This is a genomic window from Priestia flexa NBRC 15715, from assembly GCF_001591565.1.
In the GTDB taxonomy this organism is placed as follows: domain Bacteria; phylum Bacillota; class Bacilli; order Bacillales; family Bacillaceae_H; genus Priestia; species Priestia flexa.
This window is the reverse complement of sequence record NZ_BCVD01000029.1, coordinates 1-17446: the sequence shown is the minus strand read 5'-3', so window position 1 is coordinate 17446 and position 17446 is coordinate 1. Positions and strand designations below refer to the sequence as shown.

17 protein-coding genes and 2 riboswitches are annotated in these 17446 nt (G+C 39.9%); of the genes, 12 read left to right on the top strand and 5 right to left on the bottom strand.

Annotated features, from left to right (window positions below):
• Position 1 precedes the first annotated feature (1 nt).
• From iolE to BFL01S_RS07145, 8 genes are all read left to right on the top strand, one after another.
• Complete coding sequence (gene iolE, locus BFL01S_RS07180; protein ID WP_061785305.1) at positions 2-898, top strand: myo-inosose-2 dehydratase; 897 nt, start codon at positions 2-4, stop codon at positions 896-898.
• 27 nt (positions 899-925) lie between these two features.
• Positions 926-1717, top strand: a complete 792-nt coding sequence (locus tag BFL01S_RS07175; protein ID WP_025909250.1) for a 5-deoxy-glucuronate isomerase — start codon at positions 926-928, stop codon at positions 1715-1717.
• A gap of 107 nt (positions 1718-1824) precedes the next feature.
• On the top strand, positions 1825-2346 hold the full coding sequence (locus BFL01S_RS07170; protein WP_025909249.1) for a hypothetical protein: 522 nt from the start codon (positions 1825-1827) through the stop codon (positions 2344-2346).
• A 513-nt stretch (positions 2347-2859) separates the two neighbouring features.
• Positions 2860-5199: an immune inhibitor A domain-containing protein gene (locus BFL01S_RS07165; protein WP_061785304.1), complete on the top strand. Its 2340-nt coding sequence runs from the start codon at positions 2860-2862 to the stop codon at positions 5197-5199.
• A gap of 123 nt (positions 5200-5322) precedes the next feature.
• Positions 5323-5700 carry a GntR family transcriptional regulator gene (locus BFL01S_RS07160; protein ID WP_025909247.1) on the top strand — a complete coding sequence of 126 codons (378 nt, stop codon included), beginning with the start codon at positions 5323-5325 and terminating at the stop codon, positions 5698-5700.
• Entirely contained in the window at positions 5700-6581 is an 882-nt protein-coding gene (locus BFL01S_RS07155) for an ABC transporter ATP-binding protein (RefSeq protein ID WP_061785303.1), read from the top strand. The genes BFL01S_RS07160 and BFL01S_RS07155 overlap by 1 nt, the downstream gene beginning before the upstream one ends.
• Complete coding sequence (locus BFL01S_RS07150; RefSeq protein ID WP_061785302.1) at positions 6562-7170, top strand: ABC-2 transporter permease; 609 nt, start codon at positions 6562-6564, stop codon at positions 7168-7170. Before BFL01S_RS07155 ends, BFL01S_RS07150 begins: the two co-directional genes overlap by 20 nt.
• Before the next feature lie 141 nt (positions 7171-7311).
• Positions 7312-9789: a GGDEF domain-containing phosphodiesterase gene (locus tag BFL01S_RS07145; protein WP_235859206.1), complete on the top strand. Its 2478-nt coding sequence runs from the start codon at positions 7312-7314 to the stop codon at positions 9787-9789.
• Between the two features lie 32 nt (positions 9790-9821).
• Here the strand turns inward: BFL01S_RS07145 and ftsZ are convergent, their stop codons facing one another.
• The 3 genes from ftsZ to BFL01S_RS20360 all read right to left on the bottom strand — a co-directional run bounded on the left by ftsZ (position 9822) and on the right by BFL01S_RS20360 (position 11488).
• Positions 9822-10775: a cell division protein FtsZ gene (gene ftsZ / locus BFL01S_RS07140; protein WP_025909243.1), complete on the bottom strand. Its 954-nt coding sequence runs from the start codon at positions 10773-10775 to the stop codon at positions 9822-9824.
• Between the two features lie 202 nt (positions 10776-10977).
• Entirely contained in the window at positions 10978-11232 is a 255-nt protein-coding gene (locus tag BFL01S_RS07135) for a hypothetical protein (RefSeq protein WP_061785301.1), read from the bottom strand.
• 124 nt (positions 11233-11356) lie between these two features.
• Entirely contained in the window at positions 11357-11488 is a 132-nt protein-coding gene (locus BFL01S_RS20360; protein WP_138117286.1) for an anti-repressor SinI family protein, read from the bottom strand.
• A 26-nt stretch (positions 11489-11514) separates the two neighbouring features.
• A riboswitch (cyclic di-GMP riboswitch) is annotated at positions 11515-11601 on the bottom strand.
• Positions 11602-11852: 251 nt separating this feature from the next.
• Between BFL01S_RS20360 and BFL01S_RS07130 the strand changes: the two genes are divergently transcribed.
• From BFL01S_RS07130 to BFL01S_RS19905, 4 genes are all read left to right on the top strand, one after another.
• Entirely contained in the window at positions 11853-13394 is a 1542-nt protein-coding gene (locus BFL01S_RS07130) for a histidine kinase N-terminal 7TM domain-containing diguanylate cyclase (protein WP_061785300.1), read from the top strand.
• A gap of 69 nt (positions 13395-13463) precedes the next feature.
• Positions 13464-13563: riboswitch (purine riboswitch) on the top strand.
• A 45-nt stretch (positions 13564-13608) separates the two neighbouring features.
• The gene (locus BFL01S_RS07125; protein ID WP_061785299.1) at positions 13609-14544 is read left to right on the top strand and encodes a nucleoside hydrolase; all 936 of its coding nucleotides are present in this window, start codon (positions 13609-13611) and stop codon (positions 14542-14544) included.
• 103 nt (positions 14545-14647) lie between these two features.
• The gene (locus BFL01S_RS20675; RefSeq protein ID WP_163070742.1) at positions 14648-14785 is read left to right on the top strand and encodes a hypothetical protein; all 138 of its coding nucleotides are present in this window, start codon (positions 14648-14650) and stop codon (positions 14783-14785) included.
• Positions 14719-14853: a YjcZ family sporulation protein gene (locus BFL01S_RS19905; protein WP_076512530.1), complete on the top strand. Its 135-nt coding sequence runs from the start codon at positions 14719-14721 to the stop codon at positions 14851-14853. The genes BFL01S_RS20675 and BFL01S_RS19905 overlap by 67 nt, the downstream gene beginning before the upstream one ends.
• Positions 14854-15239: 386 nt before the next feature.
• Here the strand turns inward: BFL01S_RS19905 and katA are convergent, their stop codons facing one another.
• Positions 15240-16700, bottom strand: coding sequence for a catalase KatA (gene katA / locus BFL01S_RS07120; protein WP_061785298.1), 1461 nt, complete (start codon positions 16698-16700; stop codon positions 15240-15242).
• Positions 16701-16888: 188 nt separating this feature from the next.
• Positions 16889-17182 (bottom strand): WXG100 family type VII secretion target, encoded by a 294-nt coding sequence (locus BFL01S_RS07115; protein ID WP_025909237.1) that lies wholly within the window; start codon positions 17180-17182, stop codon positions 16889-16891.
• Between the last annotated feature and the right edge of the window lie 264 nt (positions 17183-17446).

The window sequence follows — 17446 nt, the reverse complement described above, 5'->3', positions numbered from 1 at the left end:
TATGTTTAAAGAAGGTGTAATTAAGCTTGGCATCGCGCCAATTGCATGGACGAACGATGATATGCCGGAGCTTGGTGGAGAAAATACGTTTGAACAGTGCATTAGCGAGATGGCGCTTGCTGGTTTTAAAGGAAGCGAAGTTGGCAATAAGTATCCACGTGATGTGAAGGTTTTAAAAAAAGCGCTGTCTCATCGCAGATTAGAGATTGCAAGCGCTTGGTTTAGCACATATTTAACGACAAAGCCACTGGAGGAAACGGTGAGTGCTTTTATTAATCACCGCGACTTTTTACACGCGATGGGTGCAAGCGTGATTGTTGTGTCAGAGCAAGGACGCAGCATTCAAGGGCTTATGGATACTCCGCTTTTTGATGAAAAGCCGCAGTTTACAGAAGATGAGTGGCAGCGACTTGCTCTAGGCCTAAATCACTTAGGGATGCTTGCCAAAGAAAAGGATATGCATATTGTGTATCACCATCATATGGGAACAGGTGTTCAAACGACGTCTGAGATTGATCGACTGATGGAGATGACCGATCCAGAGTTGGTTCACCTTTTGTTTGATACGGGACATCTAGTGTTTTCAGGTGAAGATCCTTTGTATATTTTAAAGAAGTATTTACCGCGCATTAAGCATGTGCATTTGAAAGATGTGCGACGGGACGTAGTCGAAGCTGTGAAAGCGAAGAAATGGAGCTTTTTACAAGCGGTTCGGCAAGGAGTATTTACCGTGCCAGGAGACGGTAGCATCAACTTTGAACCAATCTTTGAACAGCTTGCTGATTCTGATTATACCGGATGGTTTGTAGTCGAAGCCGAACAGGACCCTGCTGTTGCTAATCCGTTTGAATACGCGCTAAAAGCACGTCAATTTATTAGAGAAAAAAGTGGACTATAAAGTAGGTAACGTAAGGAGCTGAAAGAAATGTTTGAAAAGCTTGGACAATTAAAAGAAGGGTACAATGAATTAACGAATATGGCAAGCAAGCACGAAGATATGATGCTTGATATTGGGATTTATAGTTTAAGAGAGGGTGCGGAGCAAGTATTGCGAGATTCCGAAAAAGAAACGGCAGTACTTTTATTAGAAGGAAAAGTTCGCATCGAGTGGGATGGCAACGTCCAGGAGATAGAGCGTGAAAGCGTGTTTGAAGAAGATCCATGGTGTCTTCACGTTGCTAGCAATAATGAAGTAAAGATTACATCGCTTGGAAAAAGCGAAGTCCTTGTTCAAAAAACAGACAATGATCGCAATTTTCCTTCTAAACTTTATATGCCTTCGGATTGCCAAAGTGAAGTAGCAGGAGAAGGTGTATGGGACGGAACAGCTCAGCGCGTGATCCGAACTATTTTTGATTACGAGAACGCCCCTTATTCGAACATGGTCATTGGTGAAGTGATTTCCTATCCAGGCAGATGGTCCAGCTATCCTCCGCATCATCACGACCAGCCTGAAGTATATTACTATCGCTTTAATAAGCCTCAAGGATTTGGCTGTGCAATGGTTGGAGAAGATGCTCATCGCGTTGTGCACAACAGCTTTATCACCATCCCGGGAGAGCTAGATCATCCTCAAGCGACGGCTCCAGGGTATGCTATGTACTTTTGCTGGATGATTCGTCACCTTGATGATAATCCGTGGAATGCGCGCATTATGGAAAGAGATCACGAATGGTTACTTGAGCCAGGAGCAAAAATTTGGCCAGAGAAAGAGTAGTGAAAAGCGCCTAACAAAAGTTGGGCGTTTTTTCACAGTTTAGGAGGAAAGAAAAGGGGAATATCTACACTAACAACTATTTTAATCACAAAGGGAGAGTGGATAAGATGAAGCAGGCAACGACTCATGAAACACAAGCGGTCCAAGGACAAGATCCTTCTCAAAAGGGAAATAAGCTTTTAACAGGCATTGCGGTAGGAGCAGCGGTTGGAGGGGTGGTAGCGCTTGTTGATAAACGCACGCGAACAAAGGTCATAAACAGTGCACAGTGTGCTAAGAATTCGACAACAGGTTTTGTCACGCGCCTACGAGAGAACCCATCTGAAGTAAAAGATGATTGGCAACATCGTATTAAAGTAGCTTCAGGTGTTATTAAAGAAGTAACGTCAGATCTTAAAAGTTTATATGAGAAAGTGAACAATGAACTAAATGGTCCCGTACAGTCAATTAAAGAAGAGTCTTCTCAACTAGTAGAGTCTGCGCAAGGTGTACAAGAAGACCTGCAAGACATTGGTGATAAAGTAAAGCAAGCTGGTGAAGAAGTTGCAACTAAGGCAAATCCTGAACTTAAAAAATATCCAGCTCCTCAGCCGGAAACCGTACCGAGTCAACCAACTCGATACCAATAAACCAAAAAGAGGTTGGGACATAAGTATTTCAGTTAATGATCTATCCGAACTATTAATAGCTAACGACTCTTTTATAGTTCGGATTTTTTGTTGATTTAAAATCAATTTTAGAGACTTAGTGTCTGCAGCGTAATGGAACGAACTTGTTATTGTAGAAAAGTCATGCTTCGTCTTTGAAAAGGAATCATTTAGCTGTGTCTTAGCTTCTTCTTTATAGAACACTACGAAATACGAAAATTTTGAAAATAATAATATATACCCATAACAAAACAGCCGATAGGTATATAAGATTACATATTATTCCTATAGTTATATATTTACAGTTTTTTTACATTTTTTATCCTCTTTTTAGCCTATAATGTCGAGTTGTAAGACGATCTAAATAGAGGAGTATGTAGGATTTTAGCGGTATGTAATGCTTTATTACAAAAGCAAAAACTATTGACCGACAAGAAACTTCAGATTAAAATAAATTTTGCTAATAGTGTGATAATTTAGAAGGGGGTATTATCTTTGGTTACATGGAAAAAAGTACTAGGAACCTCGTTGCTAGCAACAACCGTTGCAATCGGTGGAGGACTTCCTCTGTTTAATGCGACGAGTGCATCAGCGAAAACAGCTGATCAGCTTGAAAGTCCACCGCTGGATATGAATATTGTTCCAGAAGAACGATTAGGGAAAGCTTTGCAGCAGCAAGGGGTCATTTCAAAAAAGGCAACATCTCAAGAGGTAAAGAAGGCTGTTAATGCATACATAGAGAAGAAAGACAGCCATAAAGAAAGTGTGAAAGGGCAAAAGCCAAATAAAATTGATGTAAAAGCAAAACAAGCCCGTGCTAAAAATGAAAAGAAAGTAAAGGAAGCAAAGAACGTTAACATGAACGCTGTAACAAAAGGAAGCGGAAATGGCGTGAAAGTTAAGCCAGCTAAAGAAGCAAAATACAATGGAAATGTTCGTACAGATAAAGTGCTTGTACTGTTAGTTGAATATGCAGACTTTAAACATAATAACGTGGTTCAAGAGCCTGGTTATATGTATGCTGATGATTTTAATCGGAAGCATTATGAAAAGTTAATGTTTGGAGATAAAGAATTCAAGCTGTTTAACGGTAAAAAAGTTAAAACATTTAAACAATATTACGAAGAGCAATCAGGTGGAAGCTATACAATGGATGGTACGGTTTCTGAATGGTTAACCGTTAAAGGTAACGCGGCAGATTACGGTGCTGATAATCCAAACGGTGGAAATGACAATCGCGGACCCAAAGGCCCTCGTGACCTTGTAAAAGAAGCACTTCAAGAAGCTGTTAAAAGCGGTATTGATTTAAAAGAATTTGATCAATTTGATCAATATGATTTAGATGGTGACGGCAACTTAAACGAGCCGGACGGATTAGTGGATCACTTAATGATTATCCACGCTGGTACAGGTCAAGAAGCAGGTGGAGGTAAGTTAGGCGATGATGCAATTTGGTCACACCGCTGGACATTAGGACAGCCTTATAAAGTACCTGGTTCTGATGTGTCCGCATATGATTACACAATTCAGCCGGAAGACGGAGCTGTTGGGGTTTTCGCTCATGAATACGGTCATGACTTAGGTCTTCCGGATGAGTATGATACGCAATATACAGGTCAAGGTGAGCCGGTTGGTGTTTGGTCTATTATGAGTGGCGGAAGCTGGGCTGGAGAAATTGCTGGAACAGAGCCAACAAGCTTTTCACCACAAAACAAAGAGTTCTTCCAAAAGGTAATGGGAGGAAACTGGGCAAACATTAAAGAAATGGATTTAAAAGATATTAAAAAGACGGGCGCTGTAAGCATCATTGACCAAAGCGTAACGAAATCTAAAAACCCAGGCATTGTGAAGATTAACCTTCCTCAAAAAGCCGTGCAAGGGATGAAAACAGACTTCGGTAAGAAGTTTTATTACAGTCAAAAAGGTGACGACCTGCGCACAGCAATGACGACAAAAGAGGTAGATTTAACAAGTGCAACAAAAGCTTCATTTAACTTTAAAGCAAACTATGAAGTGGAAGCAGAATATGATTACCTATATGTAAATGCTATTCTCCCAGATGGCTCTAAAGTTCTTTTAGATACAATTGGTGATAAAGCAAATAATGCTGATAACTCTGCTGAAACAACAAATGGAAAATGGGTAGATGTAAGCTATGATTTAAGTCAGTTTAAAGGCAAGAAAATCAAGCTTCAGTTTGAATACGTAACGGACGGCGGATTAGCACTTGAAGGGTTTGGGCTGGATAACGCATCGCTTGTAGTGGATGGTAACGTTGTATTTACAGATGATGCTGAAGGTCAACCAACGTTTACGCTAGATGGATTTGAGCAAACGGACGGCTTAATGTACAAGGATAACTACTACTACGTTGAGTGGAGAAACTACGCTGGAAATGACAAGGCGCTGCAATTTGCACGCGGAGCGAAGTACAATACGGGAATGCTGTTATGGTACGCTGACGATAGCTACTTAGATAACTGGGTTGGAGAGCACCCTGGTGAAGGTTTCTTAGGCGTTGTTGATTCACATCCGAAAAAAGTTCTATACTTTAACGGAAACGGAATTAGCACAACGGCAAACTCAACTCGTTATCAAATCGCAGACGCTGCGTTCTCATTTGATTCAACGCTTCCATGGACATATACGCATTCAACATGGGGAACAATTTCTTCCAAAGAAGCAAAAGGGGTGACAAGCTTTAACGACCGTCGTTCTTATATCGATGATCGCATTAAAGATGCCGGCCGCATTCTTCCAAAATACGGTTTAAAAATCGATGTGATTGGCGAAGCAAATGATAATTCAGCTGGAGCAGTTTGGATTCATAAATAAGAAGGCAGAAAGCGGTAAGTGAAAAACTTACCGCTTTTTTCTATGGGAAATATTGAAATAAGGAACACAATATGTATATAATGTATATAAAGTATATATACATTATTTAAAAGAGGTATGAATATGCATATTGTGATTTCAAATCAATCAAAAGAGCCTATATATGAACAGATTTACCATCAAATTCAAAAGCAGGTATTAGCGGATGAATTAAAACCAGGAGCTTCGTTACCTTCGATGCGTCAGCTTGCTAAGGATTTAGGTATTAGCGTCATTACAACCAAACGAGCTTATGAAGAGCTTGAAAAAGACGGGTTTATCTTTTCAATTGTAGGGAAAGGTTCATTCATTTCAGAACAAAATCACGAGATGATTCGTGAGCGAAAGCGAAGAGTCATCGAAGAACAATTAGTAGCAGCCATTCAAAACAGCAAAGAAATTGGAGTTAGCTTGCAGGAGCTCCAGGAGCTTTTAATCATTTTGTATGAGGAGGAAAGGTAATGAGTAGCGTGATTGAACTGAACAATGTGACCAAGTCGTTTAGCGGATTTCAACTAAAGGATGTATCTCTGTCAGTAAAAAAAGGTTTTGTGACGGGATTAATCGGTGGAAACGGAGTAGGGAAATCAACGGTTATTAAAATAATTATGAATCTCTTACAGCCTGATAGCGGGAGCGTCTCTGTATTTGGCTTAAACTACACTCAGCACGAGAAAGAGATCAAGCAACGGATTGGATTTGTATGTGATGAAAATATGTACTACGAAAACATTACGCTACGAGACCTTCAACGTATTATTAAGCCGATGTACAGAAACTGGGACGATACGTTGTTTACACAGTATGTTGAACGATTTGAACTCCCTTTACGTAAAAAAATCAAAACGTTTTCAAAAGGGATGCTGATGAAGGCTTCGTTAACGATGGCATTGTCTCATCACGCGGATTTAATTGTGATGGATGAGCCAACATCTGGCTTAGATCCCATTTTTCGAAGAGAGCTATTAGAGATTCTACAGGAGCTCATGCTCAATCATGAGAAAACGATCTTCTTCTCGACGCATATCACCACAGACTTAGATAAAATCGCAGACTACATTACCTTTATCCATAACGGACAGCATATGTTTACAAAAGAGCACCATCAAATCTTTGAAGAATATGCCCTCGTAAAAGGGACAGTTGATTTACTAGATCGTGACACGAAAAAAGAATTTCTAGCCATTCAAACATCTAATCATGGGTTTGAAGCGCTGACCAATAAAAAGGACCGAGTACACGATATCTTTGGTGCAGAGGTGCTCATTGAAAAGCCGACGCTTGAGGACATTATGTTCTATACAAAAAAGGGGGAGCGTGAACATGCTACAGCTTATTCGTAAAGACTTTTTATTGCAAAGAAATGTATTTTTCATTCTACTACCGATTTTGTTTATATACTTGCTGCTTGATACGTCGACTACTTGGATAGGTATTATCTTTAGCATCGCACTCATCATGAATGCTTTTTCAGAAGATGAGAAATCGGCTGTGCACCTTTTACTAAATTCACTTCCATATACACGCAAAGAGCTTGTAACCGCTAAATACCTCGGTGCGCTCCTGTTTGCAGTCATTACGCTTTTTGTTATCGCTGCTTCAAACTGGATTATTCACAGCGAAGGGATGCAGTGGGCGCAATTAGTGTTTAGTCTCAGCGTTGTTTTAACTTTTGTTTCCATTGCCTTTCCGGTTTCGTATATTTTTCACAGTAAGTATTTAGGAATAGCTTTTATTGGGCTGTTCGTTATCTATATGATCATTGCTAATACCTTTGTGCATAACCTGCAGGAGCGGGTAATTAACACGGCACGCACAATCATGTCTTTAGAGGTCTCAAACCTTTATATGCTTGTTTTTTTACCTGCTTTACTTCTCTATCTTTTATCGTGGCTAACGTCAATTTTTATCTATAAACAAAAAACACGTTAAACGGTTATTCTTTTCCAGAGCTCAATGAAAATATTATCCTTAAGAAAATAATGACAGTTTTGTAAGGATAGGCTTGCAAAATCAAACTGAACCTTTACAATTAAAGATAAGACTGATAGAGCGAGGAGAAAAGAGAACCAGATGCATGACTCATTTTTTAATCACATCGCATCTACTACACAAGATGCGATGGGTGTTCATACTTTTAATACAGCACTCATAGAAGCCAGTTCACACGCTATTTTTTTGCTCGATGAAAAAGGTGATTTGCTTTTTTATAACAAGCAGGCTTCGGCTTTTGTATGTACTGAAGTACAAGATCAATTCTCTTTTTTTCAACTTGTAGAGTACGGGTTAGATCATCAAAAGTATTTTACAGAAGCGCTGAAAGGTGAAGTCGTTCGGTTTACTACCATTCTAAAAACAAAGTTTGGAAAGAGTACTAGAGTGATGCTGAGCTATGTGCCTATTCTTATTGAGGGACAGCTACAGGCAGTGTATGCCATCTGTAAAAAGAAGTCGGAAGAACAGCTGAATGTAATGACGCTTCAAACCCAATTGAATATGGAGCAAAAGTTAGCGAATATTGGAAGTTGGTATTATGACGTATTGGAAAATGAATCGTACTGGTCCCGACAGATGTACGTCATTTTTGGTATGGAAGAAACATCAGATTTTATTCCTTCATACGATGAAGTGCTGACGTTTGTGCACCCTGGTGATCGGCAGCGAGTGAATCAAACTATAAAGCGTGCCATTGAAAAGGGAGATAGCTACAGTATTAAATATCGTTTAGTTCAGCCCAGCGGTCATTCACGCATCGTATTTGAACAAGCAGATCCTGTTATAGATGAGAAAAATCAAGTTGTGCAGCTTCTTGGCGTCGTGTTTGATGTAACTGAAATACATCAAATAAAAAAGCAGCTTAAGCAAGTTGAGCGTCAGTTTTCCATGGTTTATAACAGCTTAGATGTTGGGATATGGTCAGCGGATGTTCGCACAAACAAAGTGACGTTTTGTTCCGACGGAGTGGCAAATATCTATGAGGAAGCGGCAATGAAATTTATTCAAAGTCGCTCATTGTGGAAAGAGTGTGTTCATCCAGATGACCTTGAAAAAGTAGAGGCAGAACAAGTAAAGCTGATGGGCGGTGAGCCAATTTGTCACTATTATCGCATCGTGACAAAGAAAGGAATTACTAAATGGCTAAAAGATCAAGTGATTCCAGTTTTAGATGATTCAGGAAACGTCATTCGTCTCGACGGAATTGTAGAAGACGTTACGGAGCAAAAGCGCTATACGGATGAAATTGAATATCTAGCAAATTACGATTATCTAACGAATTTGCCAAACCGCCGTAAGTTTGAACGAGATTTAACTAATGCAATTGCACGCGTTAAAAAGAATCATTCGTTCATTGCTGTTTTTTATCTCGGCCTTGACCGTTTTAAATATTTAAACGATACTTTAGGTCATGATATCGGTGATCTCATGCTGCAAAAGTTAGCGCATCGTCTGGAGAAAACGGTACAAGGTAAAGGGTCTTTATCACGAGTTGGCGGCGATGAATTTGCGATATTTTTTGAGTCATTAGACCGTTTAGAAGAATGTACGCAAATTGCCAAATCGCTTTTTGAACAAGTAGAAAGAGAAGTTGAAATTGATGAATTTCATCTTCACACAACCACCAGCATGGGGATTACAATTTATCCGCATGACGGAAAAGACGCAAAAACGCTGTTGAAAAATGCAAGTCTTGCTTTATATCGAGCAAAAGAGCTTGGAAAAAATGACTGGCAGCTTTATTCACCTCATATGGATAGCCGAACGTACAAAAGTTTTCATTTAGAAAAAGGGCTGCGAAATGCGATTGAACAAAATGAGTTTTTTCTTCATTATCAGCCGAAGATCAATACGCAAACGAGAGAGCTTGATAGCTTTGAAGCGTTAATTCGCTGGGATCATCCTGAATGGGGATTTGTATCACCAGGAGAATTTATTCCTCTAGCAGAAGAGTCTAATTTAATTGTGAAAATTGGAGATTGGGTACTAGAGAGAGTATGTCAACAGCTGCAAGAGTGGAAGCTGTTAGGATTAACGGTCGTTCCTGTGTCGGTTAATTTATCGTCAAAACGCTTATTAAAACCTAACTTTGTTGAATTTGTCATGGAGCTTTTAGAACGCTATGACATCGATCCATCGCTTATTGAACTTGAGATTACGGAAAACTCCATCATTCATCATGAAGAGCAAGTAAAAAAGATGATGACCGTTTTAAAAAAGCAGGGCGTGACGTTCGCTTTAGATGATTTTGGAACAGGGTTTAGTTCGCTGTCTCACTTGCAAAAGCTTGATTTTGACGTGTTGAAAATCGATAAAACGTTTATTCAGTCCGTTGTTGAAAACGAAAAACATCAAACCATTACAAAGAGCCTTCTTTACTTAGCACGGGGGCTGAATATGAAGGTGATTGCTGAAGGTGTGGAAACGCGTGCGCAGCTTTCGTTCTTAGAGGAGAATGACTGTCCGTTTATTCAAGGCTATATTTTTAGCAAGCCCGTGTGTATTGAGCAGGCTATTATCTATTTAAAGGCGAAATATTTGGAACCTGTTGTATAAAAAAACACTTGGATCATCCAAGTGTTTTTTTGTTAGCTTTCTGAAAAGCCAGTTGCGATAACGGTTACCATTACTTTATCTTGAAGATCTTCATTAATAACAGAACCGAAAATCATGTTCAATTCTTGGTCAGAAGCAGACGTTACGATATCTGCAGCTTCCTGTACTTCAAATAAACTGAGGTTAGAGCCGCTTGTAATATTCATTAGAATTCCTTGTGCACCGTCAATTGAACGATCTAACAGTGGACTAGAAATTGCTTTTTTCGCCGCTTCAGCAGCGCGTTCAGGACCGCTTGCAATCCCAATTCCCATCAGCGCGTAGCCTTGGTCTGACATAATGGTTTTTACATCAGCAAAATCAAGGTTAATGAAGCCTGGGATAGAAATCAAGTCGGAAATCCCTTGAATCCCTTGACGCAGTACGTTATCAGCTTCGCGGAAAGCATCCAGCATTGTCGTGCGCTTATCACCAATTTCTAATAAGCGGTCATTTGGAATGACAATTAGCGTATCAACTGCGTTCATCATTTCGTCAACACCACCTGTTGCTTGACGAGTACGTTTTGTTCCTTCAAAACGAAACGGCTTTGTTACGACACCAATTGTTAGCGCACCGAGCTCACGAGCCATCTCCGCAACAACAGGTGCAGCACCTGTCCCTGTTCCGCCGCCCATACCTGCTGTTACAAACACCATGTCCGCACCTTGAAGGGCGTCTTGAATTTCCTCTTTGCTCTCTTCAGCAGCAGCGCGTCCGACTTCGGGGTTTGCACCCGCACCCAGTCCACGCGTTAAGGCAGCACCAATTTGCATGCGTTTTTCTGCTTTTGATAGATTAAGAGCCTGAGCGTCGGTGTTTACAGCCATAAATTCAACGCCTTGCACGCCGTGTTCAATCATGCGGTTAACGGTATTGTTTCCACCGCCTCCCACACCAACTACTTTAATTTTCACTAGTGGAGATCCTGTATCAAAATCAATCATATGTTCAGCCTACTTTCTCTCATTCGATTGTTCAAAAAAGGTAAGTGATTGTTTAAATAATCATCATCTTTATCGCCGTTGACATAATGATGTTAAATTCACTGTTTTATCGCCATTGTACCATTAATTAAGGTTATCTGTCTGTATTTGACGAAAAACGTTATCAAATCGCAAAAAAGATGACCAAAGAACTCGATTTTGGTCATCTTTTGAACGTATCAACGTACTGTTTTGCTTGAAGTAAGCCCCACCCTGTATCTTGTCGAACAGCTTTTATAACTTCTACATTTGTATACCCTTTTTCAAGCATGGCTGAGACTTTTATTGCGAGCGCTTCTTGTTGGTTTTCCGTAAGCGGTGTTGTTTTAATCTGCTTTTTAAGCGCCCGTATTTTTGAATGTAGTGTAAAAATGTAGACGACTAGGGCAGCGATTATGATAAACGATGCTATATTCAATGTTTCTTCACAATCCTTTCTAGTTTTTACCTATTACTAGTATACAAGAAAAGCAAGCACGAAAAAACCTTCAGGTAGTCTATACCTGAAGGTTTACGGTGCCTTATTTCAGCTTGAGGACTGTTTATGTAGTTTCGTTCTGAAGTAAAAAATGCTGTATTTCTTCAATGGTGAGACCGAGATCTTTTGCGTGCTGCATGAGTGAAATCCATTCTTGTACATCTTCTTTTGCTTTTACTGTTATTTGATTTGTCATTACTTTAATATCCCCCTCGACCCATCCCAGGGAGCTCAGCCATCATAGTGCCGTTGCACCTTAGATCTGTAGCTTTGCGTCGCTTTCTTTCGAAAGATTTGCCTTTTTCTGAAGAAAATTATTTTTAGTAGTATTAAAAGTATATGCTAAACAAAATGAAAAAGATGTCGAAAAGTGTTGTTTATGTTTAAAAAATTGAAAAAGTTATCGGATTTATATGAATATATCCTTATTAAATGTGAAGTAATTGGGTTTTATGGAGGATAAATAGGCTAGATGAACGAAAATATATAGTCTAAGAGAAACGCGCTGCTATATAATAATGTAGCGTACGCTAACCTTAATGAAAATGGAGTCGTGGCTCATGCATAGTGAACTACTCAAATATGTAGTGATTGTTGGAAGTTCGGGTGTCCTTAGTTTAGCTTTAAGTTTATACGGTGCGTTTAAAATTCGAGACAGTCCTCGGGTTAAGCACTATGTCATATTAACCTTTCTGTCATCTGTTTTTGCTTTTGGATACATGTTTGAAATGATGAGTACATCGATTGAAGAAGTTAAGTTTTGGCTAAGCGTAGAGTATCTTCCTCTGCCATTTATCCCAGCATTCATCGTATTAATGTGCTTTAACTACGTTGGGAAAAAGATTTATCCAGCTTTTTATTATCTTCTATTTACTGTTCCAATTATTACAATTTTCACCCACAATACAAATGATTGGCACGATATGTACTATAAAAAAATAGGGTTTCGAAGCGAGACGCCGTTTCCTGTGGTTGATTTAGTAGCAGGTCCGTTTCATTACCTCCATTCATTTTATTTGTTTGTCTGCATTATGCTGAGTATCATTGTGCTATTGATGGAGCTTCGGAAATCAGTTTTTCAATTTCAAATGCAGATTCTATTAATGGTATCTGGTTTATTAACGCCGATTATTGCTAGCTACTTTTACTTAAATAAGCTCAGCCCATATGGAATTGATTTAGTCCCTGTTTCCATTGGGTTAACCTGCTTGTTTCACGGGCTGTCCATCTTCATGTTCCGGTCGTTTAATGTGGTGCCCATCGCTCGTGATACGGTCTTTGAAACGATGCAAGAAGGCGTCATTGTGCTAAATCAAAAGGGCATAGTGGTAGACTTTAATAACGCCGTTCGTCAAGTTATTCCCATGCTGCATCACAGAATGGTTGGTGAACATATCCTATCCATTGTGAAAGAAAATAAAGCACTAGTAACTATTATTCAAGAAAGGAAAGAATGTGATTATCGTCACGAAGCTGGAGTCATTCAGCATTTTCACGTTCGATTTTCTGAAGTATACAACACGAGTCAAGTATACGTAGGCCAAATGATTACGTTCAGTGATGTAACAGAACGAGTCAATATGCAGGAAGATCTTCGCAAGCTTGCAAGCATCGATGGTTTAACAGGAGTGTATAATCGAACGTTCTTTGTTCGACAAGCAGAAGAAATGTTCATATCGCTCATGAAACGCGGCGGGGTAGCCGGAATTATTATGTTTGACATTGACTACTTCAAAACAGTCAATGATACGTACGGGCATGAAATGGGAGACGCCGTGTTAAGAAAAATCAGTGAAGTTGTTCAGAAAAACGTACGACCAGCCGATATCATTGGACGCTACGGAGGGGAAGAGTTTATTGTTTACCTTCCAGCAACTGCTCTTTATGAGGCTCATAGCCTAGCAGCTCAACTTAGGGAAGCTATTCAGAACACAGCCGTTGAAGCTGATGGAGTGAAAATTCGTGTAACGGCAAGTTTTGGTGTTGCTGCTCTTGATATACAACTAGGAAACGCAGCGTGTACGTTAGATGAATTTGTGCGCAAGGCAGATCAAGCGCTATACACTGCAAAACGAAACGGTCGAAATCGTGTGGAGGTTTGATTCTAAATTATAAAAGGTTGTTTTAGGTGAATTTTTAAGGTAAAATAGACTTTAAATACGAACAATTACACACAAAAAAATTTTATTTTTCGTATATCCTTAATGATATGGTTTAAGGGCAATACATAGAAACCACAAATTTCTTACTGCGAAAAATATGCTTCTTTAGCATATTTTTCGCAGTTTTTAGTGTACCTAGGGGGATGAAAAAGCGATGAAAAAGAAAGTATATTTTAACCATGATGCAGGAATTGATGATTTAGTATCTTTATTTTTACTGCTCCAAATGGATGATGTGGAGCTAACGGGTGTATCGGTTATCCCAGCGGACGGCTATCTCGAGCCTGGTATTAGCGCAAGTAGAAAAATCATCGATCGCTTCAGCAACCAGCGAGTTGAAGTCGCGCGTTCGACGTCAAGAGGAATGTATCCATTTCCAAAAGAATGGCGCATGCATACGTTTTTTGTTGACGCGCTTCCGATTTTAAATGAGTCAGGTCAAATGAAAGCGCCGGTCAGCAATCAGCCTGCTCATCGTCATTTAATTGAAAAAGTGCGCGCAGAACAAGAAAAAACAACGCTCCTATTTACAGGCCCACTGACAGACCTTTCCAGAGCGCTTGATGAAGCACCTGATATTGAAGAGAAAATTGAAAAGTTAGTGTGGATGGGCGGAACATTCCAAGAAGTAGGAAACGTTCAAGAGCCTGAGCACGACGGAACGGCGGAGTGGAATGCATTTTGGGATCCTGAAGCCGTAGCTCGCGTGTGGAAAAGCGGCTTAACGATTGAAATGGTGGCTCTTGAAAGTACCAATCAAGTACCATTAACGATTTCAGTTCGCAACTATTGGGCATCCCTTCGCCGCTATACGGGAGTGGATTTCGTGGGTCAGTGCTACGCTGCGTGCCCACCACTTGAACATTTTGAAACCAATTCCACGTACTATTTGTGGGATGTGTTAACAACCGCTTCCGTTGGTAAGCCAGATCTTGTGAAGATGAAAACAGTTTGCAGCGAGGTAGAAACGAAAGTTCCAAGCCAAGGAAGAACGTATGAAACAGTAGGGGGAAGACGGGTTCATGTCGTGTATGACGTTGATTCAGAAGCGTTTTTCCACTACATAACAGAGCTGTCTAAAAAGCAATAAATACATGCAAGATTGAGAAGTCCAAGCCGTCTGGTTTGGGCTTTTTCTTATATGCACAAGCCTATCAACCTAAAAGATGTTCGTGTAAAAGCAAAAGTTTACTTTGGATTTTTTAGGAGCATTTTTTGTATCGGTACATATGATGAGAGTATCAACAAGAGGAGGTGAGACAATATGTACGGTTACGGAAACTGCGGTTACGGTTGTGGTGGTTACGGCGGCGGAAGCGGCTTCGCTTTAATCATCGTCCTTTTCATTCTATTAGTTATTATCGGTTGCGCTTGTTGGGGATACAAAGGCGATTGCTAATAGCAAGTAAATGATTAGTACTTCAACAGTTAAGAGTATGCTCCTCTTCATTCTCCTATTGTAAAGGCCTTAAAGAAGCTAGCGCACCGCTAGCTTTTTTCCTGTTTGAATAAGCTGTTTTTTTTCTTTTTTAATCGTACACCGCAGCTGCATAATAACGTATGTTTTAATTGTTTGATTTCAGTCATACATACAGGGCACTGTTTGGCCATTGTTTTTTCATCCTTTCTAAAGCTGAAAATGACTGCCCACGCCAATTTGACGTGGGCAGTAGAGAAATAGATTAATTGAGAAATGAAAATAATAGTTGAGAATAGATAATCTGAATTTTCCTATTTACTTTTTTAAGTTAAAAGCTCTAATGCCTTTCATGAACTACCAGTCGCTTACGCTTTTAGTTTAGGGACTTCAAGCCCTAAGCCCCTTGCCACGCCCAAGCCGTATTCTGGGTCAGCTTTGTAGAAGTGAGCGATTTGACGAAGCTTAATTTCGTCTTTTTCAACGGGCTTCATCGCTTCTACGATGTTGTTTACTAAGCGTTCACGCTCTTCTGTTGACATTAAACGGTACAAGTCACCAGCTTGCGTGTAGTGGTCATTATGGTCATACGGTGCATTTTCTGCTACGCCGCTAACAGGGAAAGCCGTTTGCTTATGCTCAGGCGTTTCAGTTGGACCACCATAGCTGTTTGGCTCGTAGTAAACTGATCCACCACCGTTGCCATCAAAGCGCATTTGTCCATCACGCTGATAGTGGTGAACGTCTGATTTCGGACGGTTGATTGGCAGGTGATTATGGTTTACACCTACGCGGTAACGATGCGCATCTGCATAAGCAAATAGACGCCCTTGAAGCATTTTATCTGGAGATGCCTCGATACCAGGAACGAATGCGCCAGGTGAGAACGCTGCTTGTTCAACTTCTGCAAAATAATTTTCTGGGTTGCGATTCAACACCATGCGACCAACTTCAATTAATGGATAGTCTTTTTGAGACCATACTTTTGTTACGTCGAACGGATCGAAGCGGTATGTATCCGCATCTTCAACAGGCATGATTTGTACATATAGCTTCCAAGCAGGGAAGTCGCCTTTTTCAATCGCATTAAATAAATCTTCTGTATGATAATCTGGATTTTCACCAGCCAATTTTGCCGCAAGATCTGTTGGCAAGTTTTTCACACCTTGCTCTGTCTTGAAGTGATATTTCACCCAAACAGCTTCTCCTTCTTTATTTACCCATTTAAATGTATGGCTACCGAACCCATGCATGTGACGGAATGTTGCAGGGATTCCGCGGTCGGACATAAGGATTGTTACTTGATGAAGAGACTCAGGTGATAAAGACCAGAAGTCCCAAACTGCATTAGGATTTTTTAAATGCGTTTGTGGGTCTCTTTTTTGGGTATGAATAAAATCAGGGAACTTAATTGCGTCACGGATGAAAAATACCGGCGTGTTGTTACCAACTAAGTCGTAGTTTCCTTCTTCGGTATAAAACTTTACTGCAAAGCCGCGTGGGTCACGAACCGTGTCAGCTGAGCCACTTTCGCCAGCTACTGTTGAGAAGCGAATGAACATGGGTGTACGTTTTCCAACTTCAGATAAGAAGTCTGCTTTTGTATAAGCTGAAACGTCGTTTGTTACTTCGAAATAACCGTGTGCACCAGCACCTTTGGCATGAACAACACGCTCTGGTACGCGTTCGCGATTAAAGTGAGCTAGTTTTTCTAATAGATGAACGTCTTGAATTAACGTAGGGCCACGGTATCCCGCTGTCATCGAGTTTTGGTTATCACCAACAGGAGCACCCCAGCTAGTCGTCAATTTTTTGTTATTTTCAGTCATAAGATCACCTCGTAAAGTTTTAGTTGATAGTTTGATAATACCATATATCAAATAAAAATCAATATTTTTTTATAATAATTATAAATAACTGAAATTTTGCAATGTGTTTCCTATTTTCATGGGTATGGGCAAAGAGGGAAAAACATTAACAAAAAAAACGCCCTATCAAAAGATAGAGCATTTTTTTATTAGCCACGGATTTGGCTAGCGATTTGGTTGTCTGTGTCTTCAAGAACGTTCGCAGAGTCGTCAAGTTGCTTAGCGATTTTGTTAAGCAGGTTTGACATTTCAACGAATGATGGTTTTAATTCTTCGTATTGAGCGATGAATGCTTGGCTAGAAGAACCTTCCCACATATCTTGTAATTGGTTTCTCATAGTGTCAAGGCGACCTACTAGATCTTGTACTTGACCACTTTCGTTATTGTAGCGAGCTGCCATTTCACGAAGTTCAGCAGGCGTTACGCGAATGATTCCTGACATGGAAAAACATCTCCTTTAATATGTATTTTCATTTACTATTTTAAAAAAAAATTCCAGTAACAGTCAAAAGAAATTTGAAAAAATTAGCAAAAACGAATCAATAGTTCTAGATAATAGAAGTTTTTATGCTTATAAAGAACGATTAAACCTGGGTGTTTTGGTCTTTATTCCCACTGGTAAAGTAGGTCTAATGATTCTTAGATTGGAAGAAGTGTGTGCAGGAAGTAAGGGAGAACGCACGCAACGGGTCATGATTTTCACTTC

Excerpts from the sequence above, each read along its gene's own strand:
- iolE (WP_061785305.1), top strand. The coding sequence starts at position 2 with ATGTTTAAAGAAGGTGTAATTAAGCTTGGCATCGCGCCAATTGCATGG.
- BFL01S_RS07175 (WP_025909250.1), top strand. The coding sequence starts at position 926 with ATGTTTGAAAAGCTTGGACAATTAAAAGAAGGGTACAATGAATTAACG.
- BFL01S_RS07170 (WP_025909249.1), top strand. The coding sequence starts at position 1,825 with ATGAAGCAGGCAACGACTCATGAAACACAAGCGGTCCAAGGACAAGAT.
- BFL01S_RS07160 (WP_025909247.1), top strand. The coding sequence starts at position 5,323 with ATGCATATTGTGATTTCAAATCAATCAAAAGAGCCTATATATGAACAG.
- BFL01S_RS07155 (WP_061785303.1), top strand. The coding sequence starts at position 5,700 with ATGAGTAGCGTGATTGAACTGAACAATGTGACCAAGTCGTTTAGCGGA.
- BFL01S_RS07150 (WP_061785302.1), top strand. The coding sequence starts at position 6,562 with ATGCTACAGCTTATTCGTAAAGACTTTTTATTGCAAAGAAATGTATTT.
- BFL01S_RS07145 (WP_235859206.1), top strand. The coding sequence starts at position 7,312 with ATGCATGACTCATTTTTTAATCACATCGCATCTACTACACAAGATGCG.
- ftsZ (WP_025909243.1), bottom strand. The coding sequence starts at position 10,775 with ATGATTGATTTTGATACAGGATCTCCACTAGTGAAAATTAAAGTAGTT.
- BFL01S_RS20360 (WP_138117286.1), bottom strand. The coding sequence starts at position 11,488 with ATGACAAATCAAATAACAGTAAAAGCAAAAGAAGATGTACAAGAATGG.
- BFL01S_RS07130 (WP_061785300.1), top strand. The coding sequence starts at position 11,853 with ATGCATAGTGAACTACTCAAATATGTAGTGATTGTTGGAAGTTCGGGT.
- BFL01S_RS07125 (WP_061785299.1), top strand. The coding sequence starts at position 13,609 with ATGAAAAAGAAAGTATATTTTAACCATGATGCAGGAATTGATGATTTA.
- BFL01S_RS19905 (WP_076512530.1), top strand. The coding sequence starts at position 14,719 with ATGTACGGTTACGGAAACTGCGGTTACGGTTGTGGTGGTTACGGCGGC.
- katA (WP_061785298.1), bottom strand. The coding sequence starts at position 16,700 with ATGACTGAAAATAACAAAAAATTGACGACTAGCTGGGGTGCTCCTGTT.
- BFL01S_RS07115 (WP_025909237.1), bottom strand. The coding sequence starts at position 17,182 with ATGTCAGGAATCATTCGCGTAACGCCTGCTGAACTTCGTGAAATGGCA.